This is a genomic window from Pedobacter psychroterrae, from assembly GCF_004331695.1.
In the GTDB taxonomy this organism is placed as follows: Bacteria; Bacteroidota; Bacteroidia; order Sphingobacteriales; family Sphingobacteriaceae; genus Pedobacter; species Pedobacter psychroterrae.
Genome location: NZ_SJSL01000002.1, coordinates 1,121,731 through 1,146,164 on the forward strand (window position 1 = coordinate 1,121,731; position 24,434 = coordinate 1,146,164).

Consider the following 24,434-nt stretch of genomic DNA (forward strand, 5'->3'; position numbering starts at 1 on the left):
CTAAACAAATGTATTTAATTAAAACCAGAAAACGAGGTGTAACCAAGAGGTTATGCCATAAACTAATGCTTATTATGCGATTAACCACCGTGTTGTTAATAGCGTCTTTGATACAGGTAAGTGCTGCGAGTTTCGGTCAGCGTGTTTCGATAGATATGAAGAATGCTCAGCTTAAGGAAGTTTTCAAGCATATCCATGATCAGAGCGGCTATGATTTTATTTATGAAGTGAAGAATATACCCATCGCTAAGGTCAATGTTTCTTTAAAAGAAGCGACTGTAGAGCAGGTGCTGGCGCTGGTTTTAGCGGGTCAGCCGATCACTTATGAGATCAATAATAAAGATATTACGATCAAACTTAAGGAAGTCTCGATTTTGGACCGGGTTAAATCAGCATTTACAGCGGTAGATGTAAATGGACAGGTAGTAGATTCGACCGGAACCCCCTTGCAGGGTGCAAGTGTAAAACTTAAGAGCGGTCTGAAAGGTGTGTATACCAATAGTCAGGGTCGGTTTGTTTTATCTAATGCGCAGCCAGGAGACGTAATCGTGATTACTTATGTGGGTTATAATACCAGGGAAATCATTATTACTTCAGAAAATGCCTCAGATGTACGCATTGTAATGGCTGCAGAGGTTAATAAGTTGACTGAAGTAAACGTGGTATCTACCGGTTACCAAACCCTTTCTAAAGAAAGAAGTGCAGGTTCATTTACGAAGGTAGATATGGATGTGGTATCCAACCGTACCACTTCAATGAATGTATTGCAGAGCCTGGATGGTCAGGTACCGGGTTTGGTGGTAAATAATGTTCCCAACAGAAGCCAGATATTGATCCGTGGGCTATCTACTACAGGAGGTACAACCGGTGTAGGAACCACTTCGCAACCCTTATATGTGGTAGATGGATTGGCAATGCCTAAAATAGATGCCAATGATCAATTGCCGGATATGATTTTAGGGATCAATCCACAAGACATTGAAAGTATCACGGTGCTGAAAGATGCGACGGCGGCTTCAATCTGGGGTGCGCGCGCCAGTAATGGGGTTATTGTTATTAAAACTAAAAGCGGGAAACTAAATAGCAAACTGCGTGTGAACTACAGCGGATTTGTAAATTTTCAGGGCAAGCCTGATCTTGACTACAACAACGTGTTGAGCCCGCAGCAATTTGTGGAAACCGGGACGGAGATATTCAACACCCCAGGTTATTCTTCGCAGTATCCTTATGCTACTGTGTCAGGCTACAATGGCGGCGGAATCACCCCATTGGAATTGTTATTGTACAACCCGAAAGGGCGGAGTGCAGCACAGCAGGCCTTTAGTCTAGACAGCCTTTCCGGTATGGACAACCGCGGACAGATCAACGATCTGTTTTACCGAAATGCTTTATTAAGCAACCACACGGCATCCATCTCCGGTGGCGGTGATAAATACGCATTTTATGCTTCGACGAGCTATACCAATGTGATGAACAGCACGCCCGGCGATAAAAATGAAAACATCAAAATAAACCTGCGTCAGGATCTTAGGATAAATAAAAACTTAAGTTTTCACGTGATCAGTGATATTTCAAATAATAACAGTTCAGAAAAAAGAAACCTGGAGATTGGAGAAAACAATACGGTAGATTACTTTTTTACGCCATACCAGATGTTTCGCGATGGTAACGGCAGTAACCTGTCTATCCCTTTTATGACAAATATGTCAAACGAAATACTTCAGGATGCACAGGCACGTAGCCGTATTAGTTTAAACTACAATCCGCTGGATGAGTTTAACTATGGCAGCACTAAGTCGGACGGTTTATTGGCCCGTATCAACGGTGGAGTGAAGTTGAAGATCATTAACGGTCTAACCTTTGACGGAACCTACGGTTATATCAAAGGCAAAAACAAGCTCCGTGAGATCGATAGCCAACAGAGCTATGCTGTAAGGAGAGAAGTGGTTACATTTGCAGTGGCCGCGAGTCCGACAGTTGTGCCTAAGTACTATCTTCCTGCTACCGGTAGTCGCATGACGACCACCAATGGGGATCAGCATAAATGGGACATTAGAAACCAACTGACGTATGACAATACTTTTGGCAAACATGAGATCACTGTTTTGGCAGGACAAGAAGCTCAGGAACAATTCAACACATTCTTGCGGACCCGTATCAGAGGTTTTGATGAAACTTTACTCACTCCCGGGGTAGCAGATTATGTGGCCATTGCCTCATTGATTCAGGGAACTATATTGCCTAATTTAAGTACCATCGGTAGTTCGATGATCAATGATACATTTTCTACCAATGAAACGACTAGCCGCTTTACCTCATACTATTCAAATTTTGCCTATACGTTTGACCGTAGATATGCATTTAATGCAAGCTGGCGTATAGATCAGAGTAACTTATTTGGTAAAGACAAATCTGCGCAAAACAAGCCTATCTGGAGTGCCGGTGCTAAATGGAATGTGAGCAATGAAGCGTTTATGAAACCAGTAAAGTGGGTACAAAACCTGGCGCTACGACTTACTTATGGCCTTACCGGCAACTCACCGGAAGTGGGAGTGGCAGCCTCAAGGGATATCACCAGGCCTTCGGGCAGTCCATTTTTCCCGGGAAGTATTGGTATGCTGATCGTTACTCCGGGCAACCCTAAGTTGTCCTGGGAGAGTACTAAAACCATTAATGCGGGTTTGGACTTCTCTGTGTTGAGTAACCGTTTGTCAGCAAGCGTGGATGTATATCAAAAGAAAACTACAGACCTTCTGGGACTGGTATATCCAAACAGTTTGACAGGTTTCCCGGCTGGGATAGTTGGCAACCAGGGCGACATCACCAATAAAGGGATTGAAGTGGGCCTATCATCGATCAACGTACGAAGCAATGATTTTAACTGGTCGACGACCTGGAATTTTGCCCACAACAAAAGTATGGTAGACAAGATTACCGTAGCTACTATTGTAACTACTGGTGCTCAGCAAGTAGTGGCCAACGTGCAGGAAGGATATCCGGCTTACACCGTATTTGCTTATAAATATGGTGGTGTTGACAATACAGGAGCTCCGCAGGCGGTTTTGGCAGATGGAACACTGACCAAGGCCAATCTGGGGACTAAACCAGCCGATATCGTCTACATGGGCACTATGCAGCCTGTTTGGAATGGTGGCTTGTCTAACAACTTTAGGTACAAAGACTTCGGTTTATCAGCAAATATGGTATATAACATGGGGCATGTAATGAGGAGACCACGCTATTTAACTTATGGCGGACAGTTTCGCAGAAATGTCTCAGTTGATTTCCTTAACAGATGGAGACAGCCGGGTGATGAAACGAGCACCAATATTCCTGGATATATCACCAATGCGAATCCTAATGCAGTAGCGGGTACTTATAACGCAGATTATTTCATTATGGGAGATGTAAACGTAGTGAGCGCTTCGTTTGTCAAACTGAGAGATATTACTTTGTTCTATGATCTTCCAACGATTTTGGTAAATAAGATCAAAGCCCAGGGTGTCACTTTCAGGGCACAGTTATCAAACGTGATGTTGTGGAAGGCCAATAAGTATGGCATCGACCCTGAATTTCAAGGTGTGATAGCGCCATCTAATCAAAACACCATTACTGTCGGTGCTAATGTTTCATTTTAAAAATTAATGCAGATGAAAAAGATATATAACCAAACAAGAAATTTTGTGCTGATTGCCATGTTGGTGACAGTTTTGGGTTCCTGCAAAAAATCCTTCCTGGAGATCTTGCCTAAAGGAAAGGTAATCGCTACTAAGACCGCAGATTATGACCTTTTATTAAATCAACTGGACCTGATCAACATACCTGCTACCAGTCAGGTGCTTTTGGGCGACGAAATTTCGTTCATAGAACCAGGATGGACAGGGGCTACCTATAAGGAAAAGCAATTATTCAAATGGGAGGGCGATCTTTACAACAGTGATGAGGACGCATCTGAGACGTTAATTCCCACAAGGAATCTGTATGTCTATAACAAAATCATTAATGAAGTGATGGACGCCACAGAAGGAACTGAGGTAAATAAAAAGTCTATTCAGGCAGAAGCCTACGCAGGCCGTGCCTGGACAAATTTTCTTTTGATCCAATATTTTGGTAAGCCTTATAATCCAGCTACTGCTGCTACAGATCTGGGCTTTCCATTGATTACAGAAGCCGATATCAATGGAAAGAACTTTACTAGATCGAGTGTGCAGCAAATTTATGATCAGATCATAAGTGATTTAACTACTGCCATTCCCAATATTATTAGTGATGGTGTACCTTTTCGCAGCAGGATGTCTAAAGCAGCCGCTCAGGGCATATTGGCCAAAGTATATGTATTTATGGGAAGGCATGCGGAGGCATTGCCATTGCTTGATGAGTCGATCGCCAATCTGGCCAAATCTATTGTGATAACAAATGTGGTGAACTATAATACCTCCTTTCAAGGGTCTCCGACCACGGTAAATGACCTGGAGAATGTGTATTCCAAAAACATGAGTTACGGTTATGCAGGGGCTAGCAACAGGCTGATCTGGCTGACACCAGAAGCGGCTTCCTTGTTCGGTCCTACCGATACGCGTTTGATCAGGCAGTTTCTGGTTACTACTTACCCAAATGGCCTGAAGCTTTATAAAAGAACAAATACACTTTCTTATAACATCGGACTAAAAGTACCAGAGTTATATTTATTAAGAGCAGAAGTAAAAACCAGGCTTGATGACCTTTCGGGCGCCGTTGCTGACCTTGTTTATTTGCGTCAGAACCGCATGCCAGCAGCAGATGCCGGGGTACCCGTACTAACTGCTGCTGCTAAAATGCCATTGCTACAGTTCGTCATGGAAGAGCGTATCCGTGAATTTGCGGTGACAGGTTACCGCTGGTTTGATATGCGAAGGTTATCTGTAGATCCACTGTTTACAATACCAGTTTACCAGCATAAGGTCTATAACGTCGACGGAGTTGTGTCAGAGACCTACAATTTTAAACCTGAGCGTTTTGTGTTCAAGTTTTCACCTAAAGTATTGGCTGAAAATCCAACACTTCAGGATAATCTTTAAAAGAGACTACAGATGAAAAAATCATTGTTTTTGTTTTTGTCGCTGCTGCCGCTATTGGCAGCAGCACAAAAAACCTATACCATTTCAGGAAAGTTGCCTGCTGTCAAAGGTGAGGCAAAGGCTTACCTGGTACTTTTTAAAGAGGGTGCCTGGAAAGAAGTAGATTCCGCTGAAATTAAAGGCGGCAAGTTCCAGTTTACCGGTAGTGTTGACGAGCCCCAAGGCGCCTTGCTCACGGTTAGGCAAAAGGGGGGGACGGGTGCGGCTGCAAAGCGTGACAGCAAGGACTTCTTTATAGAAAACTCGAAAATCGTTTTCAATGGTACAGATGCTATCAGCACCGCTAAAATAGATGGTTCCTTGGCTGATAAAGAAAACGCTGAAAGAGAAGCATTAATGAAGCCCGTTACCGCCAAGATCATGAAATTGCAAGATGAATACGGAGCTAAGACTGCGGATGGCGCTTATGTAAAGCCCTTGGAAGAAAGGAAGGTAGCAGCTGATAGTATCCAGATGCTGGTGAAATTAAATAAGGAGATCAACCAAAAATTTGCTGAGACACACTTGAATTCTTTTTCGGGGCTATATACCTTTAACATGTATGTGCTCGACAGTAAGTTTGATCCTGCAATAGCAGAGCCATTGTTTCATCGTTTTTCTGCCGCGTTAAAATCCTCTCCGATTGGCCTGCGTACTGCTGAGAAGATTGAAATTGGCAAGCGCCGCCAGACTGGTTCCAAAGCAACCGATTTCACTCAGAATGACTTGAATGATAAGCCATTTACGCTGTCGTCTTTAAGAGGTAAATATGTACTGGTAGATTTTTGGGCCAGCTGGTGTGTACCATGCAGGGCTGAAAATCCCAACGTAGTAAAAGCGTATAACGAATTGAAAGGCAAGAGCTTTGAGATCGTAGGCGTGTCGCTTGATTATCCTGGCAGTAAAGCAGTTTGGGCAGATGCAGTAAAAAAAGACGGATTGCCATGGATTCAGGTGAGCGATTTGAAAGGCTGGAAGAATGAAGTAGCATTGATGTATGGCATAAATTCTGTGCCGCAGAACCTGCTAATCGATCCGAACGGAATGATCATCGCGAAGAACCTAAGGGGTGAGGCGCTGACAGAAAAATTGAAGGAATTGATTAAATAGAGAAAACATGAAAAATATAAGATATGCCGTTGCTCTTGTGCTGATGCTATCAGCAATGAACAGCATGGCCCAGGACAAATTTGAAATAGCAGGCAAGCTGTCTGGTGCAGGAAGCGATAAAAAAGTAGTGCTTAGCTACAAAAATAGCGACGGAAAGGACGCCAAAGACAGTGCTGTGGTTAAAAATGGCAAGTTTACTATGGCAGGCACAACATTGTACGGCAATAAAGCCTACCTCTCACTGGTGCCGCTGAAAAAAGACACTACCAAACGGCAATCAGATTATCAGGAGTTTTATCTGGAAAAGGGCAAGTATAAAGTGACAGGTAAGGACAGCATCGCAACCGCAAGTATCACTGGCGCTCAGGCTCAATCAGACTTCATACAGTATAATGCGCAAACAAAGGCGCTCCTGACACAGTTTAAAGACATCACACAGCGGTTTACTAAAATATACTATGCAAAAGTAAAAGACACAGTGGCCATAAAAACGATTCAGGCAGAAGCCAGACCTGTGCATGCTAAAATAGAAGCAGCATTGGACTCTTTTATATTCAGTCACCCGGACTCTTATGTAACGCTGGACCTTATCCGTCAGAACAAAACTGCGGTGATAGATCCTGCTACTTTCGGCCGGTATTATGACCCGCTCAGCAAAAGGGTTTTAGCGAGTCCTACAGGTCAGAAACTGACGGATAAGTATGATAAAGCCAAAAAAATAGCCGTTGGCAAGGTTGTAGATTTTACTCAGCCGGATGCCGAAGGAAAAGAATTTAAGTTATCTTCGCTTAGAGGTAAATACGTATTGGTAGACTTCTGGGCCAGCTGGTGTGTGCCTTGCCGCGCAGAGAATCCACATTTGCTAAAAGCTTATAAGCAACTAAAAGATAAGGGCTTTGAGATAGTAGGCGTATCGCTGGACGAAACCAAGGCAGCATGGCAGAATGCAGTGAAGCACGATGGTATGCCGTGGATACAGGTAAGTGACCTGAAAGGTTTCAAAACTGATATTGCTGTGCAATATGGCATCACGGCCATTCCTCAAAACTTTTTGATCAATCCCGATGGAATGATTGTTGCGAAAGATCTGAGAGGGGCAGATGTAAATGAGAAGATTGCCGCCTTTATTAAGTAACTAAATGATAAATATATGAGCAGTAAAAATTTCTACAGACGGTCTTTAGCTATCTTTATTGTATGCACGGTTGCGGGTCTTTTGCTTAAGATTTTACATGTCTCATTATTTCTCAGTACCGCATTATTGGGTATTGCAATGCTGTCGTTATTAGGCATGCTGGTACTTTTTGTGTACAAAACGTTCATTCAGAAAAGTTGAGTAGGAGGGTGGCATTGAAAAGCGTTAAAGGAACGTTTTTATAGCGTTCGTTTTTTATTAATTATGACTTAATTCAAGACAATCAATTCAATTTTCCGATCAATACAAGGTCTGTAATCTTCAACTCACCCTGACCAGGAGAATCAAATCTGTCTATTGAAAGGATCTCAAAGCCGGATTGACGTAGGGCATTTGACAAGTATTCTTCCTGGTGATAGTTTACAAAAACCTGATCACCTGTACTGGCTACCTGATATCTCGATTTATTGTCCTCATCTTGCTCCATGGTGCTCAAATAGAAAACACCACCTGGTTTTAATAATCCAGCGGTATTTGCGATCAGGTCTGCAGCTTCCTCCCCGGTCAAATAGGGTAGGCAAAAGCCACAGGTAATTCCGTCAAATTTCTGTTCGATCTGATCAATGTCACGGCAGTCCATAAGCTCGAATTTTGCCTTGGGGTTATTTATAAGGGCCAAGCTCAGCATCTTTGAAGAAAGGTCGATTCCCAATATATCATAGTCCGGTTTTCTGTCCAGTAGATATTTAACAATGTTTCCAGGGCCGCAGGCGATGTCCAAAATGCTTGCATTATCGGATGTTATGTGCTCGAAAAAGACATTAAATGGCTCAGCATACAAACTGACATCCATAAATTTGTCCTGGTATAGTTCGGCCGATTTGTCAAAGGCCTCTTCCGGCTTTAATATTTTCATAGGTTCAGTACGATTGTTCACTCTTAAAGTTAAGATAAAAAGTCAATTCTTAATTATCCATTCAATGCAAGCAATCCACTAAAACATTATCCTCCCTGTATACACGCTATTGGAGATGGCGCTTCTGTCATTTGTGATCAAAGAGATGTATGTTTCGGCATAATGCCTTTCATAGTGGGCGTCACCTTTAGCAACTCCTCACATTCCGACCTTTGCGCGCCACTGATCATTTGAAAGAAGCGGGGCTGATCGTGATCAGGGAAGTAAACTATTAGCATGGTACGGTCGTAGGGGCTGCCGTTGGGATCTTGTTGATCGTAGTAGTCCCATGTAATCTAAATCCCTCGGCAGTGCTTTCTACTGAAGCGTTCAAAGGCAAAGCCAAATTTCCTTCAGACAACCTCAGAGCAGGATAGTCTATTTCCTGATCAGGATATTCGCCTTTGATGGCGTGTTTTAGATTGTACGATCTGGCGCAGTTGTTGGCCGAATCACCTTTTTCGATGCTACTACAGCTCAGGTCAATCAGCGTGCTAAGTTTGCTTTGGTAACCAGTTGGCTCAGACTTGTAAAGGGTGTTATCCGGACAGGATATAACATCCACAAGGTAACAATCTCGCCTTGGTGTACTGCGGTGCAGTATAACCTGGACAATGCCGTAACCGGTGTAGCACCAAACTACGAGATCAATTATCCAATTGTAAAATTTTGCAAAGGGGAATTGAGCATACCGTTGGATGCAATGGTGACCAGCCTGGCAGGTGCTGAACTGAAGTTTGACTGGGACTCGCAATTTAACGTGGGGTTTGGTGCGGATACGGATAAAGCTACAATAGTGGTTTATAATCCGGACAAGGGCTTGTTTACACTGCTTACGGGTGCAGCTACGCGTGTGGCAGGCACCTATACGATGCAATTGCCGGCTTCGTATTCAGGCGATGAAGTGCATTGCTATATGAGCCTCTTGTCTGCTGATGGCCAAGTGTCTAGCGACAGTGTGTTTGTAGCAACTATAACAGTGTTGTAGGATTTTTATGAGGCTGTGCGCACAGCCTCATTTTTTTCGATGTAATCTATCTGGTCAATATTAATGATATAGGATTTATGAATGCGGAGGAGCAGAACATCGTTGTATTTTAAACTTTTGGCGAATCGGCACCTATGCTGGTTTCGGCCCAGGCGTCAAAGTCTTGTTTTAGATTTTCCAGCTTCAGGCGTGCATTCTGTAATGCTGCTGCACCAAGCAATAGCCTGAGCGGCGGGTTTTCTGTTTCTACTGCTTTAATGATCGCTTCTGCTGCCTTTACCGGGTCGCCGGGCTGACTGCCACTGTAGCCTCTGATCGTTTCCTGGTTTTGACCGGCCGTGGTCTTGTAGTCTTCGATCTCGGTTTTGGCCTCATTGGCAGACCTTCCTGCCCAATCGGTACGGAAGCCGCTTGGGGCAATGATGGTCACTTTAATGCCTAAAGGTGCTACTTCTTTGGACAGTGATTCTGAAAAACCATCTACCGCAAATTTTGTAGCATTGTAATAGGACAGGGCAGGGTAGCCTACTAAGCCGCCAATGGAAGCAACATTGAGGATATGCCCGCTGCGCTGCTTGCGCATAAGGGGTAAAATGGCCCTTGTGACGTTGGCAAGGCCGAAGAAGTTGATGTCAAACATTCTTCTGGTTTCTGCATCATCGCTTTCTTCAGCAGAACCGAAGTAGCCAATGCCGGCATTGTTGACCAGCACGTCTACGCGACCGAATATTTCAGTGATCTGTTTTACTGCATCTTTTATTTGATCGTCTTTGGTAACGTCGAGTGTGATCGCGATTGCAGTTTCGGGGTAATCCTTTATGATGTCTTCCACGTCTGCAATATTGCGTGCGGCAACTCCTGCTTTATATCCTAATTTTAATACTTGTTTTGCTAATTCTCTACCGAAGCCGGTAGAACAGCCTGTGATCAGCCATACTTTGTTTGTCATCTTGTGATATTTTTTTGCTAAATAACAGATCACGGTGGGATTTGTTGTCAGTCTAAAATCATATTCAAATTCTATCAGGTTTCCTTACATTTGCTTGTCTATGCAGGTCTTTAAGTCTTTATTCGATTTCTCTCAAAAGATTAACTATAAAACAGAAATACTGGCGGGCCTGACCGTAGCCATGACGATGATGCCGGAGTCTTTGTCGTTCGCGATATTGGCTGGGTTGCCTCCTTTGGCGGGTTTGTATGCTGCGTTTATCATGGGCCTGGTGACAGCGGTATTTGGCGGCAGACCGGGTTTGATATCGGGTGGTGCAGGCGCTACGGTGATTGTGCTGATCGCGCTGATGCGTTCGCATGGAATTGAATATGTATTCGCAGCCGTAGTGGTAGCAGGTGTTTTTCAGATCCTGGTAGGCTTGTTCAGGCTGGGCAAGTTTGTAAGGCTGGTGCCCCAGCCGGTGATGTTTGGATTTGTGAACGGACTGGCTATAGTAATATTTATGGCACAGATAGAACAGTTTAAGACTGTGGTGAATGGGCAAACAGTGTGGATGACGGGCATGGCACTGTGGACCATGCTCGGACTGGTAGGACTGACGGTAGCGATCGTGCTGATATTGCCAAGGTTTACCAAGGCCATTCCCGCTTCATTAGTGGCGATTATTGTAGTGTTTGGTTTGGTGCTGGGCTTTGGGATAGATACCAGGACGGTGAGGGATATTGCTGCGGTAAGTGGTGGATTTCCCCCTTTTCATATTCCTGAGGTGCCGCTGACATGGGGGATGCTGCAGGTGGTATTGCCATATGGGATCATCATGGCCGGGGTGGGCCTGACGGAAGGCTTGCTGACGCTGAACCTGGTAGATGAGATAACGGGTACGAAGGGCAGGGGTAATAAAGAATGCATCGCCCAGGGGGGCGCCAATATATTGAACGGATTTTTCTTCGGGATGGGAGGCTGCCCAATGATTGCGCAGACGCTGGTAAATTTATCGGCAGGGGCCAGAAGCAGGCTGTCGGGCATTATCGCATCTGTGACGATTTTGCTGATCGTATTGGTTGGTGCACCTGTGATAGAGCGGGTACCCATGGCAGCGCTGACGGGGGTGATGATCATGGTGGCGATTGGTACATTTGAGTGGATGAGCCTGAGGATCATCAATAAGATGCCCAGGCAGGATATATTTGTAGGGATTCTGGTGGCCGCGATCACCGTGTGGCTGCACAACCTGGCATTGGCGGTGCTGATCGGGGTAATCGTTTCGGCATTGGTATTTGCCTGGGAAAGTGCGAAGAGGATACGCGCCAGGAAGTATATAGATGAGGAAGGTGTGAAGCATTATGAGCTGTTTGGGCCGCTGTTTTTTGGGTCGGTAACGGCATTCAACGAGAAATTTGATGTGAAGGATGATCCTGTGAATGTAATAATTGATTTTAAAGATAGTAGGGTGGCAGATATGTCGGGCATTGAAGCACTAAACAAATTGACCGAACGTTATCGTAAGGCTGGCAAGCAGTTAAGTCTGAAACACTTGAGCCCTGATTGTAGGCTGTTGCTCAAAAATGCTGCGGATGTGATAGAAGTGAACATTGTGGAAGACCCCAATTACAGCGTGGTGACGGATAAGATTTAGCAGATTTTCTGTAACATTGGCAGTAAAAGTTGTACTAATGATTTAAAACATATTCGAGCAAGATGCCTTTTTATAAACATTATTCCTTTGATCTGTGGTTGACATTGATTAAATCCAATCCTTTGTTTAAACAGGAGCGGGCAAGGGTGTTTCATGAGCGCTACAACAGGAAAGGCAAGAGCCTGGAGGAGGTGTCTGCTGTATTCAGACAGGTAGATCTGATGGTGAACAGCATCAATGAAAAGACCGGAAAAAATGTGGATGCGGAGGAGATGTACCTGATGGTGATCAGCATCATCAATGATTATGCTACAGATTTTTCTGATATAGATGTTGAAGGGCTTTATTCGGATATGGAGATTTTGCTGTTGGAAAATATGCCTCTGGTGTATTGTGGAGATAGCCTGGGTGTATTGTATAAGTTGAAGGAATCAGGACTGAGTACCACGAGCCTGCTGAGCAATACGGGGTTTATAAAAGGAGTGACACTGAGAAAAATACTGACTGAACTGTGGCTGGGGGAGTTGCTGGATTTTCAGCTGTACTCTGATGAAGTAAGGATGTCAAAGCCAAATGCGCAGTTTTTTAAGTTGATGCTTGATACAATCGACAGAAATAAGCATATTGAGCTCGATCTTTCTGAAATAATACATATAGGGGATAACCCGCATGCAGATGTAAAAGGCGCCGAAGCTTTGGGAATTAAAAGCTTGTTAATCAACTCTAATCATTTATCTATTAAAGAATTACTTGTATGATCCCGTATTCTTATTCTTTACATAAAATCCATCATCCGAAGGAATTTGGATTTGACGCCGATGACTATAGCCGTTTCAAATTTGGAGACGGCCTGGTGGCTCAGCAATTTGGCCGCGAACTGGCTACTGGTTTTATCAGGGATTTTTTGGAGAATGATGACATTACGGAGCAAATTGTAGTAATATCAAGCCCGTATTGTTTTATTCCTACTGCGACTTTTGCAATGAAAGACTATTTTGTCTATCAGCTAAACCACTGGCTGGCCGAGCAGGGCAAACCTGTAGTGCAGGAAGCAAAGGTACACCGGACGATTACCTACAAAGAAGACTACGGAGCGCTTAGTGCGGAGGATAGGATGAAACTGATTGGGAACGATTCATTTCATATTGATAAGGACTTTTTGAAAGGGAAGACGCTGTTTTTTCTGGATGATATAAAAATAACAGGAAGCCATGAAAGGATGATATTGAAGATGGTGAGGGAGTATGGACTGAAAAACGATATTTTCATGCTGTATTTTGCAGAACTTGCCAACCCTGATATCCATCCGAATATTGAGAATTTTCTGAATTATCACTGTGTAAAATCTGTGTTTGATCTGGATAATATTATTGAAGACGGTTATTTTCGTTTTAATACCAGGATTGTCAAATATATCTTAAATTGCGAGTTTAATAGCTTTGTTACCTTCCTGGAAAGGCAGGATAAGGATTTTATCAGTAGCTTGTACAACTTGTCATTGGGGAATAGCTATCATGAAATAGAAAGCTATGCGAAGAACTTTAATTTTTTGAAAAACTACCTGAATAATAAAAACTATAAATTGATTTAATATGGCCATTAACTTACAAAAAGGGCAGAGAGAAAACATTGACGCCCCGAAATTTACGATCGGTTTGGGTTGGGACACTAACAGTTCGACTACAGGAACAGCGTTTGACTTAGATGCTTCGATTTTTATGCTGGATGAAAATAAAAAGCTTGTTTCCGACAGTCACCTGATATTCTATAACAATCTTAAATCTCCTGATGAGTCTGTAGAACATACTGGTGATAACCTGACTGGTGATGGTGACGGTGATGATGAGCAAATTAAAGTAGACCTGACAAAGGCTGGTGCAAGTGTGGCCGAAATTTGCATCGTGGTGACCATCCATGACGCTGAAAACAGAAGGCAGAATTTTGGCCAGGTAAGGAATTCTTTTATCCGTATTTTTGATGCGGCAACGAATGAAGTATTGCTAAAGTATGAGTTGGAAGAGGATTTCTCGATAGAGACTGCAATTGAGTTTGGCAGGATTTACAAACGTGATAATAAATGGAAATTTGAAGCTGTAGGAATGGGAATGAAGGGCGGACTGCAGGATTACTTAAATAAATATCAATAATTATGGCAATTAATCTTCAAAAGGGACAGCGCATCAGTCTTGAAAAAAGCAATGGTGCGAAGCTTCAACAGATTTGTGTAGGGATAAACTGGGGTGCTATTGAGAAAAAAGGCATGTTTGGTTTTGGCTCTTCTAAAGAAGCCGTGGATTTGGACGGCAGTTGCGCGATGTTTAGCGAGAGCAAGCAATTGACAGAGGTGGTATATTTTGGGAACCTGGGTTCTAAAGACGGCGCGGTAAAGCATAGCGGCGATGATCTTACAGGAGATATGGGCGGTGATGATGGATTGGACAATGAGGTAATTACGGTTGATTTCTCACGTCTGGACGCTGCTGTAAATTATGTGGCTTTTGTGCTGAACAGCTTTAGGGGCCATGATTTTGGAACGATCCCTTTTGCATCGATCAGGATCTATGAAGGCTCACCTAAGCAAGTGAATGAGGTATTTGCGAAATATGATATTGCCAATGGTGCCGGATTTGCGGGACATGTATCTATGGTACTGGGTGTTTTCTATAAGAAAAATGGAGAATGGAAATTTAATGCCATCGGCGAGCCTACTAAGGATAAAAAACTGGAGGAAACCGTAAGGACCGTAACACAGAGCTATTTATAGTGTCTAAACGCTGATTAATAAAGAAACTATGGAACCTAAAGAAACTGAGGTACAAACCACCTCCTCACTGAAACTGGATAAGGAAGGCAATGTAAACCTGACGGTACTAAATCCGGAAGACGAGAAAAAATATAAGGAAATAGGTAAGGCATTGGAGCCATCTGATGTGAACTCGATACTGAACTATGGTGTGGAGACGCAGAATTCGATGGAGAAATACAGTAATGATTTCTTGTCGTCGGTGCGTACGTACAACAGCGGCGAGGTAGGCGGACTGATCAATGAACTGCTTACTGAATTGAACTATATTGATGTAAGTGAGTTGGAGCAGAGTGGGTTTAAGTCTTTTCTTTCTAAGATTCCGTTTCTTAAAAAGCTGGTGGTAGACGCTAAAAAGCTGTTTCAAAAGTACGATGTGGTGGTGAACAACATCGATAAGATCGTGAATAAGGTGAAAGCTGGCCGATTGAATTCGATAAAGGATAACAGTTCGCTGCAAACGATGTTTGATAGCAATGTAGTGTACATTGGCGAGATGGAGGAACTGATTATTTCTGGTCAGCTGAAATACAATGAGCTGGGATTGAAACTAGCTGAAATGGAAGGCAGGCCTGCTGATTATCAGGATTATGAAATAGCTGATCTGAGGGATTTTATGAGCAGGCTGGATAAGCGGCTGGCTGATATGAAAATCGTAAGGTTTATCATGATGCAGTCGCTGGCTCAAATCCGTGTGGTACAGAATAACAATACTTCTATCGCTGAAAAGGCGCAATCTATCGTGTCGACCACCATTCCGGTTTGGAAAAATCAGCTGACACTTGCGGTAGCGCTGCAAAGGCAAAGGGCCAATGTGGAGATGCAGAAGAAGATATCGGATACTACCAATACCATTTTACAGAAGAATGCAGATATGCTGAAACAAAACAGTATTGATGTGGCCAGGGAAAATGAGAAAACAGTGGTGTCTATTGAAACTTTGAAAATGACTACCCAATCGCTGATTGAGACACTGAACGAGGTGAAACAGATTCATGAGGCCGGAGCACAGAGCAGACGCGTACTGGATGGTGAACTGAAAACATTGGAAGCGGAACTGAAGAAAAATGTGACCAGGGTTAATTAAATTTAACAAATGGATGAACGCCACCTAAATATTTTAAAGGAGTCTAAAGCAGAGATCAGCCGGTTACAGTTGCTCTCTGCTTTTTTTGAAGAAGAGGCTGTCTATAAGATTTATTTACGGAGCCAGGTGATCCACCAGCTGTTTGAAAACAATGAAGAGCTGGATATTGATAAGCTGGAGTTGTTTCATGTGCAGTTTACCGCAAGTTTGATCGAGCTGTTGCGGAAAATCAAGAAAAGTAATGAGAAGAATGTATCGGTAATCTATGATGAAATTCAGCTCAACAAGGAACTGATTGAGAAAATGAGCAGTTCAGTGTTTAGCGAGAAGAATTATGGATTGGACAAGCAGCGGCAGGCACTGAAGATAAACCAATCGCTGCGGAAGCTATATCAGGTGCTATCTGACCATACGGAGGAGTTTCCTTTTGCGAAGAACATCACTACTTTTAGTGCCAGGTATGCAAAGGATTTTTTCTATGAAATATCTGCAGTGCAACTGGGTGTGCTGATTGACTACATTCCTAAGGAGGTGTATACTGATACGCATGCTGTGATACAGCGAAAATTGATGGGGTTGTTGTGCAAGTACGATTTCAGAACGGAGTTTTTTTTTGGTCTGAGATCGGGCCAGTTGGTGATAGAACTGTATAAGTTTATCGATATAGAACGGTATTTTTTGTTCTTTCCATCACGTAATTTGTTCCTGTTTTTTGAGCTTACTGAGCTGACAGAGGTAGACTGGACGAATAATTTGTCGGAAAAGGCGAGGATGGTGCAAGAGCTGACCTATAAGAATGATAAGCTCGTGAGTGGTGCCGCTGCATTGAAAACCTATATTCCGGCTGAAATCATCGCGCTGCTGGAGGAGAATTACATAAAGATTTCGGATATTAACTTCCTGGATCATTTGAATAATTTTGATGTGCAGGCCAATATTTTAAAAGCAATGCTTAAAACCGATCTTTTTTAGCATTTTTAAGCAAATTTCATCTTAATAAAAATTAGTAAAACATATAATAATAGAAAATGGATAATTTGATTGATCACCCTGCGGTAATAATAGGGTTTGCGGTTGTAGTAGTAATAATGTTACTGCTCGATCTTGGTGTTTTTAATAAAAAGGCGCATGCCGTTAGCAGTAAGGAGGCTGCTATTTGGTCTGTGGTATGGATTTCATTGTCTATGATCTTTAGCGCGGTGATATACTCTGTGTCTGGTTTTGAAAAATTCACTCAGTTTCAGTCGGCATATTGGATTGAAAAGGCGCTGTCAGTAGATAACCTCTTTGTCTTCATCCTTGTGTTTGGTTTTTTTAATGTGCCTAAAGAGCTGCATCATAAAGTGTTGTTTTGGGGTATTATAGGTGCGCTGATTTTTAGAGCTATATTTATTTTTGCAGGAGTAGGACTGATTAACCTGACATATCTGCCGGAGATGACCATATTTGGTTATGAGGTGAGGATAAATGCAGTATTGCTGTTGTTTGGGTTGTTTCTTGTGTATGCAGGTATTAAATCAGGTATGCCTGATGACAATGATGATGAGGAAAAAGATTTCAGTAAGAGTGCCGGTGCACGCCTTGTATACAGGTTCTTTAAGGTTAGTAAGGAGTTTGATGGTGAAAAGTTCTTTACCATTGAAAATGGTGTGAAAATGGCTACTCCGCTATTGGTAGTAGTAGCGGTGATCGAGTTTACCGATGTGCTGTTTGCAGTGGATTCTATTCCAGCTATATTTGCCATCGCACCAGATGATCCTATGATTTTATATACTTCGAATATATTTGCTATTCTTGGTTTAAGGGCTTTATATTTCTTGCTGGCTAACTTCATTCATATGTTTAGCCTGCTTAAATACGGATTGGCGATTATCCTTACATTTATCGGAGTGAAGATGGTCATAGCGCCGTTTTATCATATCTCCTCTCCGTTATCGCTTTCGATAGTAGGGGGTGTGCTAATTCTGTCTGTAATTGCATCATTGATATTTGCTCCGAAAGAAGCGAAGAATTAAAAGTAATATTTTTTTAAAAGGAAAGGCCCGTGATGTATCACGGGCCTTTCCTTTTAATGTACTTAGGTGTTAGAATAAAGAGAATTCTACCCTACGATTTTGCTGACGTCCTTCAAGCGTGCTGTTAGACGCAATCGGTTGATTGGGTCCATATCCGGTAGCCTCAATACGAGAGGCATTTGCACCTTGTGATACAAGATATGCTTTTACAGCTTCTGCTCTGTCTTTAGAAAGACGGAGATTTAAAGCCATTGATCCAGTATTGTCAGTATGTCCGGCTAGTTTTAAACTGAAATTTTTCTCCACCAATAACGCGGCAACTTTGTTTAAAGTGGCATATGAAGTTGAACGGATAGTAGCTTTACCCAAATCAAACTCAAGATTTTTGATGGCCTCATCTACTACTCTACGGTCAGCTTCTGTTACAATTACTTTTTCCCGGATTATCTGAGCAGGAGTTTTGAGTGGACATCCGGCACCATCAACTACGGTATTTGCAGCTGTACCAAGACATTTGTCAAATTTATTAGCTACTCCATCTCCATCATCATCGCCCATTTCCTGAGCATATTTAGCAGCAAGTGCTTCTCTGTCTCTTCTGGCATTTTCTTCAGCTGATGATAAAGCTCTTCTCAATGATTCGCTTTCAGCGGCACTTTCTTCACGTAAAGCAGCGATAGCGCTGTAGTTTTGTAATTGAGAAGTTCCTTTTCTGCCCAATGCAATTTCAAGACCTGCGTGTGCATAAGAGAACCTATCATTAGTTCCGCCTGTTACACCGTCAAAGTTTTGAGATTTAAGAAAGCTCACTGTATATCCTAAGTCGATGTTAACACCTTTGGATACGCCTAACTTGAAACCAGCGCCCACTGGTACAAAGAAGTTTTCATGATAACCGGTGTTTGCTCCATTGGGTGCATCTGTGGTGGCCGCTGAGGACATATAACCAGCTCCAACAGTAGCATATGGAGAAAATACATTGCGTTTTTGATTTAAGCTCATATTCGCAATAGTGAAATTACCGCTAACTGCCGCTGACCATTCAATTTTTGACTCGAAGGTGGCTGCACTTCCAGGTACTGCATTTGGTCTTCCGCCCCTAACTTTACCAGCAAGGAAATCGGCCTGAATGCCAAATCCTGGGACTATCTGTTTCTTGATATACCCACCGTATCCCCATTCTTCGTAAGGAGTGCTAAAATTTCCATTTGAGGATCCATTAAATGGAGTATAATGAGTGAGCATACCGCCGTTCAGTCCGATCGACCATGTACGGAAGTATTTTTTAGCGAATCTTTCAGACGTTTGAGCGTCTGTGTCCTGTGCTACTAGATGTGATGATAATCCTACTAAGGAAAGTACCATCACTGCTTTTGTAATCTTTGATTTCATTTTATTGTAGTTAGATATGATGTATCGGCGTTAGTTCAACCGATTGCATACCTTGTGTAATAACCTTGCCAAAGCCTGGTAATACCCGGGATTATTTTGAAACGATTAGTATTCAGTAGTTTAGTTCTGAATGAGGAGAGGCGATGAAATTAGGCTGTGTTATTGGGAAATCTGATGTTATGTATAGTATTTACTACAATTTAAAGCTAACTAAAGACTATAATTCGTAGATTTCCCCTTTTAAGGGAATAGTTACCCGATAGCCTTCGCCAACTAAAGCATCTTTAAGCGCAGTCATTCGTGTTGGTTCTCCATGAACAAGAAAAACTCCCTTCAGTTTTGCTGAATCCTGACTCTTGATTGTATTTACGAGATCATTGTGATCGCCATGACCGCTTAGTAAATCAGTTTGTTTGATACTTGCATAAACCATCAAATCCCGGTTTCTCAAACGAACAATAGGGTCGCCGCGTAAAAGTCTGTTGCCCAATGTTCCTTTAGCGCAATATCCAATGAACAATATTGTACAATAATAATTTTGAATGTTGTAATATAAGTGGTCCTGAATCCTTCCACCTTCAAGCATTCCCGCAGATGATATAATAATGCATGGTTCATGATAATTAGAAACGGAGAGACTTTCACGTTTATCCTGGACATATGATAATTCGTCAAATTCAAACTCGTCACCCTTTGTGCTGTAAAAATGCTGTGATTCTTCATTTAGCAGATGATGATGTTTGCGATAAATATCGGTAGCAAAACTAGCTAATGGGCTGTCTACGAATATTTTTACAGGTGGAAGCAGGCCACTCCTAAAAATCTTGTTAAGTGAATATACCAGGGCTTGTGTACGACCGATACTGAAAGCGGGGATAATTAATCTTCCCGGGAATTTAATGCATGATTCGTTTATTGTTTCTATTAGCTTATCCTGGAGCGTAGTATCAGTACTGTGGAACCTGCCGCCATAGGTGGATTCTGAAACTATGTAGTCAACTCGTGGTATCGCACCGGGATTGACAAGTACAGGGTAGTTTTTTCTTCCTACATCACCTGTAAATGCTATTTTCTTTTCCTGATCCTGATCATTGATGGTAAGCACTACTGCAGCTGCTCCTAGTAAATGACCCATCGGAATAAATGTGACGGATACATCGTCATTTAGTTTGAACTCTTTGTGGAAAGCAATTGTTACAAAGCGATCCATTGTATCCATTACATGCTTTTGGAGGTATAGTGGTTGTGGCCCGGACCTGTGTCTTGCACCTTTATATTGTTTGGTTTGCTTGCTGATGAATACATTTACAGAATCGAGCAGGAGCAATTCGGTTAGGTCAGCCGTAGGGGGGGTAGCCAGTATCTGACCTTCAAAGCCCATTCTAACCAATGTAGGAAGGTTGCCGGAGTGATCAATATGAGCATGGGTAAGGATAACCACATCTATAGAAGAAGGATCAAAAGGAAAGTATTGGTTTTCTTCCTGAAAAGTATCTTTTTCATAATCCAATCCGCAGTCTATCAGTATATTGTAGTCTGATAATTGCAAAAGATGCATGCTGCCGGTTACTTGTTGCGCTGCACCCCAAATGGTTAATCTCATAAGCTAATTTATCCTTAATAGGAGGCAAGTTATCATTTTAACTTATAAGGCTATAATTTATCTTCTGTTAGCCAATCTGTCCAGTTGTCTATAAGATATTTATATTTCAGCAGGGAGGGTGTCTGTTCAGACGATATGATTTTCCACGTTTTGAGTTCATTTATAAAAATGGGACCCGCTAAACCGGATTTAAGAGATGCCTGGCTATAAAAGTCCTGTTTTAAAGGATGGTGGGGAGCACAGGCATTGAAAATATGACCAAAAGCATTGTGTGTTATGATCTGCATAGTTATTCCTACACAATCTTTTAAGTGAATTAAATTTATTGGGGACTTTCCATTTGGAATGTCTTTCTTTCCGCCGAAAAATCGTCCAGGATCTCTGCCTGGACCTATCAAGCCAGCAAAACGGAGAATGGTAGTTGTGAACTCCTGACGGGACTGAAGTAATTTTTCAGATTCCAATATGGCCTTACCTGATTCAGTTTCAGGATTGGGTGAGGTGGATTCAGTTACAGTTTCATTCTCATTTGCATATACGGCGGTTGAACTAATAAATATGATGTTTTCAATTATCTGGTTGTTAGCAGCATTTGCAATGGCAGTTATTTTTTTTAGGAAAGTGGCTTGCTCGGCCGTGCTTCTTTTGGGTGGGATAGCGATTATGAGCGTGGAGCTGGTAAAAAAATCAGGGTGATAGCTAATTTGATCTTCCTGGAAATTTACCAGGTAAGGCTCTATACCCGCTTGTTCAAGAAGGTGTAGTCTTTCCGGACTGGTAGTGGAACCTTTTACTTGATAGTTTTTGGATTGTAAGTGTTTGGCTAATTCAAATCCATACCACCCGCAACCTAATATACTTATGGTATTATGCTTACTATTATTTTTATCCATTGGAAAAAACTGGTATATCAAAAGAGGGGTGATACTTTTGGTTCACCCCTCTTTTGATTTAATGAGAATGGACTAAAGAACTTTTACATTCGAAGCCTCCGGGCCTTTTTTGCCTTCATTCAATTCAAATTCTACATTATCTCCTTCACTTAGCTCTCTGAATGAATCTCCTGCAATCGCAGAAAAATGCACGAAAATATCTTTTCCTCCATCTTCTGGAGTTATAAATCCAAATCCTTTTGCAGAATTAAACCATTTTACTTTTCCTGTTGTACGCATAGTAATATTATATATTTCGATGTGAAAGTAGCGATTAGTATGTTAAAAACAAAATGTAAGGGGCTACACTAATGTAATCTAAGTACTTAGCCATGGAGTTATGCTTGAAACTTAATGTTGTTGATTTTGTTTAGTTAATAAAGAATGGGGATGAAAAGAATAAATAAACGTAATCAGGTGATAAAAAATGAAGCTGAGGAATCATCTGAAAACCTGGGGTTGGATGCTGATCACTCATCTGAGGGAGATACTTTAAATAGTAGATTAAATGATGATAATAATAGAATTACAGGAAATCCTGGTGGTGAAAACGATATTAAAGATGAAGATAATCACGCTATTTGTAGCCCATTAGACCAGAAATAATTTTTCTGGCATCATTTTTTCTTAAGTAACTATGTTAAACTAAAATATATAGTTATGAAACACACATTGTTAATATTTGTATCTGCGGTCTTGTTGTCTGCATGTACTAACAACGCAAAGGAAGATGCCGCTATAAAACAACAAGCTATAGTTGCAGTTAAAGATAGTTTGAAACTTGATAGCTTTAAGAGGGCAGAAGTTAAGAAGCAAGAGGATCAGAAAGTTGCTGCGAGAGTAAATGAAGAAAAACGAATGCTTCTTTTATCCGAACGAAATGAAGCTGCAAGCGCTCCTGCTCCGAGAGAATATAGTGAGCAGGCCGTTCCTGCCAAAAAGAAAGGATGGAGTGCTGCAGCAAAAGGTGCTGTTATCGGTGCAGGTGCAGGAGCTTTAGGAGGTGTCCTGATCGATAAAAAAGATGGTAGAGGTGCCATAATAGGTGGAGTAGTAGGTGCGGGCACTGGTTATCTTATTGGGCGTGACAAAGACCGAAAATCAGGGAGGGTTCAGCCTAAAAATTAAATGATAAACAGCCATTGTATTTGCAATGGCTGTTTTTGTTTAATCAGAACACATTATTTTATAATATATTATTGCATACTTAGGTTTCTTTTTGTAAATATTTCGTATGTTCGTTAGGTAATAAAAAACTAGGTTAAAAGACAGTAATGGTTAAAAGGCAAATACTCGTAGTAGATGATGAGGTAAGTATTCTTAAACTGTTGAATTTTGTTTTATCTGTTGAGTATGATCTGGTTATAAAAACGAGTGGGGTTGAGGCGTTAAGTTGGCTGGAAGAAGGTCATTCACCTTCACTCATTTTATCTGATTTAGAAATGCCTTATTTTGATGGAAGTTCATTTATTTACAATTTGAAAATAAGTGGCTTTTATAGAGATACACCAGTGATTATATTATCTGGAGCCAGTAATTTATCAGAACGAGTGTCGCAAATGCCATTTGAATTAGATGACTTTGTTGAAAAACCATTCAATCCTGCAAAGTTAAAAGAAGCTATTTTAAATGTTTTCAGAAAATATGACTCCATTGGAAGCTAACTCGCGGATTAGTCAGCACAAATCTATTTCTTTACTGTGCTCGGCTCCTTCCTTTGAAGCTGAATTGCTTCCTAAAATAATTGCCCATTTTTCTGTTCATGCTGAACCTGATATTGAAGGACTGGATGATTATCTTAAAGATCAATCTATTTATACACTTCCTGATGTGATCATTTTAGAAGTTGATGAGCATGGCCATTGTTTCGAATACATTGATAAATTGAAGCAAAATGTTCTTCTTAAAGGGCTGGTGATCATTTTGCTTGCCAAAAAGAAGGACGCCAAAGTTCGTGAGACTGCCATGAGATATAAGGTTAATGATCTTTATATTTCACCGATTCCATTGGATGATCTTTGTGAAAGGATTTTTTTCCTTGTGAAGTTTAAGCTTTTTAAGCCTCAGCTCTCTGACTTATCAAATGTTGACTTTACTTATAAGATACCTTTTACCAAACGTCTTTTTGATATCATAGCATCTGGGCTGGCCTTGTTGTTTTTATCCCCATTTTTTCTTATTGTAGCTATTATAATTGCTTTTGAATCTAAAGGGCCTGTTATATTTAAAAGTAAGCGGGTTGGTACTGGCTATCGTGTGTTTGATTTCTATAAATTTCGTTCGATGCGAACCGGAGCAAGTGAGGAGCTTGCAAATTTATCTGAGTTAAATCAATATGATAAATCTGAGACAGGATCTACCACATTTGTTAAGCTTAAAAACGATCCTAGAATTACAAAATTTGGTCATTTTATCAGAAACTATAGTATAGATGAATTACCTCAGCTTTTTAATGTGCTCATAGGTGATATGTCTTTAGTTGGTAACAGGCCTCTTCCATTATATGAAGCAGAAATGCTGACATCTAATGAATGGTCTATGAGGTTTTTAGGCCCTGCAGGTTTAACTGGTCTATGGCAGGTTACAAGACGGGGTAAGGCTGAAATGTCTGAAAGGGAAAGAAAGAAGTTAGATAACTTTTATGCCCAGAATCATTCATTTTGGTTAGATATTAAAATCTTGTTAAAGACGCTTCCTGCCGCGGTTCAGAAAGAAAAAGTTTAATACTTA

The 24,434-nt window shown here is 41.6% G+C and carries 25 protein-coding genes; 17 read left to right on the forward strand and 8 right to left on the reverse strand.

The genetic code is table 11. The features are described from left to right. Positions 1-74: 74 nt before the first annotated feature. The 4 genes from EZ437_RS13160 to EZ437_RS13175 are packed head-to-tail and all read left to right on the forward strand — an operon-like array spanning position 75 to position 7,341. A complete protein-coding gene (locus EZ437_RS13160; RefSeq protein WP_165500407.1) occupies positions 75-3,638 on the forward strand; it encodes a SusC/RagA family TonB-linked outer membrane protein in 3,564 nt (1,187 codons plus the stop codon). 12 nt (positions 3,639-3,650) lie between these two features. Continuing rightward, positions 3,651-5,057 carry a RagB/SusD family nutrient uptake outer membrane protein gene (locus tag EZ437_RS13165; RefSeq protein WP_165500408.1) on the forward strand — a complete coding sequence of 469 codons (1,407 nt, stop codon included), beginning with the start codon at positions 3,651-3,653 and terminating at the stop codon, positions 5,055-5,057. 12 nt (positions 5,058-5,069) lie between these two features. Continuing rightward, complete coding sequence (locus tag EZ437_RS13170; RefSeq protein WP_131596464.1) at positions 5,070-6,206, forward strand: TlpA disulfide reductase family protein; 1,137 nt, start codon at positions 5,070-5,072, stop codon at positions 6,204-6,206. A 7-nt stretch (positions 6,207-6,213) separates the two neighbouring features. Continuing rightward, a complete protein-coding gene (locus tag EZ437_RS13175) occupies positions 6,214-7,341 on the forward strand; it encodes a TlpA disulfide reductase family protein (RefSeq protein WP_131596465.1) in 1,128 nt (375 codons plus the stop codon). Positions 7,342-7,624: 283 nt separating this feature from the next. On the opposite strand, the gene EZ437_RS13180 is transcribed toward EZ437_RS13175, so the two are convergent. Continuing rightward, complete coding sequence (locus tag EZ437_RS13180) at positions 7,625-8,257, reverse strand: class I SAM-dependent DNA methyltransferase (RefSeq protein ID WP_131596466.1); 633 nt, start codon at positions 8,255-8,257, stop codon at positions 7,625-7,627. Between the two features lie 271 nt (positions 8,258-8,528). Then, a complete protein-coding gene (locus EZ437_RS13185) occupies positions 8,529-8,861 on the reverse strand; it encodes a DUF6266 family protein (protein ID WP_131596467.1) in 333 nt (110 codons plus the stop codon). On the opposite strand from EZ437_RS13185, the gene EZ437_RS13190 reads away from it, so the two are divergent. Next, complete coding sequence (locus EZ437_RS13190) at positions 8,802-9,284, forward strand: DUF6266 family protein (protein ID WP_262708920.1); 483 nt, start codon at positions 8,802-8,804, stop codon at positions 9,282-9,284. The genes EZ437_RS13185 and EZ437_RS13190 overlap by 60 nt on opposite strands. Before the next feature lie 5 nt (positions 9,285-9,289). On the opposite strand, the gene EZ437_RS22075 is transcribed toward EZ437_RS13190, so the two are convergent. Both EZ437_RS22075 and EZ437_RS13200 read right to left on the reverse strand, forming a co-directional pair. Next, entirely contained in the window at positions 9,290-9,436 is a 147-nt protein-coding gene (locus tag EZ437_RS22075; RefSeq protein ID WP_131596649.1) for a LytTR family transcriptional regulator DNA-binding domain-containing protein, read from the reverse strand. Then, positions 9,394-10,233, reverse strand: a complete 840-nt coding sequence (locus EZ437_RS13200; RefSeq protein WP_131596469.1) for an oxidoreductase — start codon at positions 10,231-10,233, stop codon at positions 9,394-9,396. Before EZ437_RS13200 ends, EZ437_RS22075 begins: the two co-directional genes overlap by 43 nt. Before the next feature lie 100 nt (positions 10,234-10,333). On the opposite strand from EZ437_RS13200, the gene EZ437_RS13205 reads away from it, so the two are divergent. The 8 genes from EZ437_RS13205 (at position 10,334) to EZ437_RS13240 (ending at position 17,777) form a co-directional block, all read left to right on the forward strand. Continuing rightward, positions 10,334-11,872, forward strand: coding sequence for a SulP family inorganic anion transporter (locus tag EZ437_RS13205; RefSeq protein ID WP_131596470.1), 1,539 nt, complete (start codon positions 10,334-10,336; stop codon positions 11,870-11,872). A gap of 62 nt (positions 11,873-11,934) precedes the next feature. Continuing rightward, a complete protein-coding gene (locus tag EZ437_RS13210) occupies positions 11,935-12,630 on the forward strand; it encodes an HAD family hydrolase (protein WP_131596471.1) in 696 nt (231 codons plus the stop codon). Then, positions 12,627-13,463 carry a phosphoribosyltransferase family protein gene (locus EZ437_RS13215; RefSeq protein ID WP_131596472.1) on the forward strand — a complete coding sequence of 279 codons (837 nt, stop codon included), beginning with the start codon at positions 12,627-12,629 and terminating at the stop codon, positions 13,461-13,463. Before EZ437_RS13210 ends, EZ437_RS13215 begins: the two co-directional genes overlap by 4 nt. Before the next feature lies 1 nt (position 13,464). Further along, positions 13,465-14,019 carry a TerD family protein gene (locus EZ437_RS13220; RefSeq protein ID WP_131596473.1) on the forward strand — a complete coding sequence of 185 codons (555 nt, stop codon included), beginning with the start codon at positions 13,465-13,467 and terminating at the stop codon, positions 14,017-14,019. 2 nt (positions 14,020-14,021) lie between these two features. After that, positions 14,022-14,636 (forward strand): TerD family protein, encoded by a 615-nt coding sequence (locus tag EZ437_RS13225; protein WP_131596474.1) that lies wholly within the window; start codon positions 14,022-14,024, stop codon positions 14,634-14,636. 28 nt (positions 14,637-14,664) lie between these two features. After that, entirely contained in the window at positions 14,665-15,762 is a 1,098-nt protein-coding gene (locus EZ437_RS13230; RefSeq protein ID WP_131596475.1) for a toxic anion resistance protein, read from the forward strand. 9 nt (positions 15,763-15,771) lie between these two features. Continuing rightward, positions 15,772-16,734, forward strand: coding sequence for a hypothetical protein (locus tag EZ437_RS13235; protein ID WP_131596476.1), 963 nt, complete (start codon positions 15,772-15,774; stop codon positions 16,732-16,734). Positions 16,735-16,790: 56 nt separating this feature from the next. Beyond that, a complete protein-coding gene (locus EZ437_RS13240; RefSeq protein ID WP_131596477.1) occupies positions 16,791-17,777 on the forward strand; it encodes a TerC/Alx family metal homeostasis membrane protein in 987 nt (328 codons plus the stop codon). A 69-nt stretch (positions 17,778-17,846) separates the two neighbouring features. Here the strand turns inward: EZ437_RS13240 and EZ437_RS13245 are convergent, their stop codons facing one another. The 4 genes from EZ437_RS13245 to EZ437_RS13260 form a co-directional block, all read right to left on the reverse strand. Continuing rightward, positions 17,847-19,169, reverse strand: a complete 1,323-nt coding sequence (locus tag EZ437_RS13245) for an OmpA family protein (protein ID WP_131596478.1) — start codon at positions 19,167-19,169, stop codon at positions 17,847-17,849. Between the two features lie 217 nt (positions 19,170-19,386). Beyond that, positions 19,387-20,772: an MBL fold metallo-hydrolase gene (locus EZ437_RS13250; RefSeq protein WP_131596479.1), complete on the reverse strand. Its 1,386-nt coding sequence runs from the start codon at positions 20,770-20,772 to the stop codon at positions 19,387-19,389. A 50-nt stretch (positions 20,773-20,822) separates the two neighbouring features. Continuing rightward, positions 20,823-21,665: an NAD-dependent epimerase/dehydratase family protein gene (locus EZ437_RS13255; RefSeq protein WP_131596480.1), complete on the reverse strand. Its 843-nt coding sequence runs from the start codon at positions 21,663-21,665 to the stop codon at positions 20,823-20,825. A gap of 72 nt (positions 21,666-21,737) precedes the next feature. Further along, positions 21,738-21,944 (reverse strand): cold-shock protein, encoded by a 207-nt coding sequence (locus tag EZ437_RS13260; RefSeq protein ID WP_131596481.1) that lies wholly within the window; start codon positions 21,942-21,944, stop codon positions 21,738-21,740. 150 nt (positions 21,945-22,094) lie between these two features. On the opposite strand from EZ437_RS13260, the gene EZ437_RS13265 reads away from it, so the two are divergent. The 4 genes from EZ437_RS13265 to EZ437_RS13280 all read left to right on the forward strand — a co-directional run bounded on the left by EZ437_RS13265 (position 22,095) and on the right by EZ437_RS13280 (position 24,428). After that, positions 22,095-22,310: a hypothetical protein gene (locus EZ437_RS13265; RefSeq protein WP_131596482.1), complete on the forward strand. Its 216-nt coding sequence runs from the start codon at positions 22,095-22,097 to the stop codon at positions 22,308-22,310. 54 nt (positions 22,311-22,364) lie between these two features. Further along, a complete protein-coding gene (locus EZ437_RS13270) occupies positions 22,365-22,832 on the forward strand; it encodes a YMGG-like glycine zipper-containing protein (protein ID WP_131596483.1) in 468 nt (155 codons plus the stop codon). A gap of 146 nt (positions 22,833-22,978) precedes the next feature. After that, positions 22,979-23,368, forward strand: coding sequence for a response regulator (locus EZ437_RS13275; protein WP_131596484.1), 390 nt, complete (start codon positions 22,979-22,981; stop codon positions 23,366-23,368). Further along, a complete protein-coding gene (locus EZ437_RS13280; RefSeq protein WP_225869579.1) occupies positions 23,334-24,428 on the forward strand; it encodes a sugar transferase in 1,095 nt (364 codons plus the stop codon). The genes EZ437_RS13275 and EZ437_RS13280 overlap by 35 nt, the downstream gene beginning before the upstream one ends. Positions 24,429-24,434: the final 6 nt, after the last annotated feature.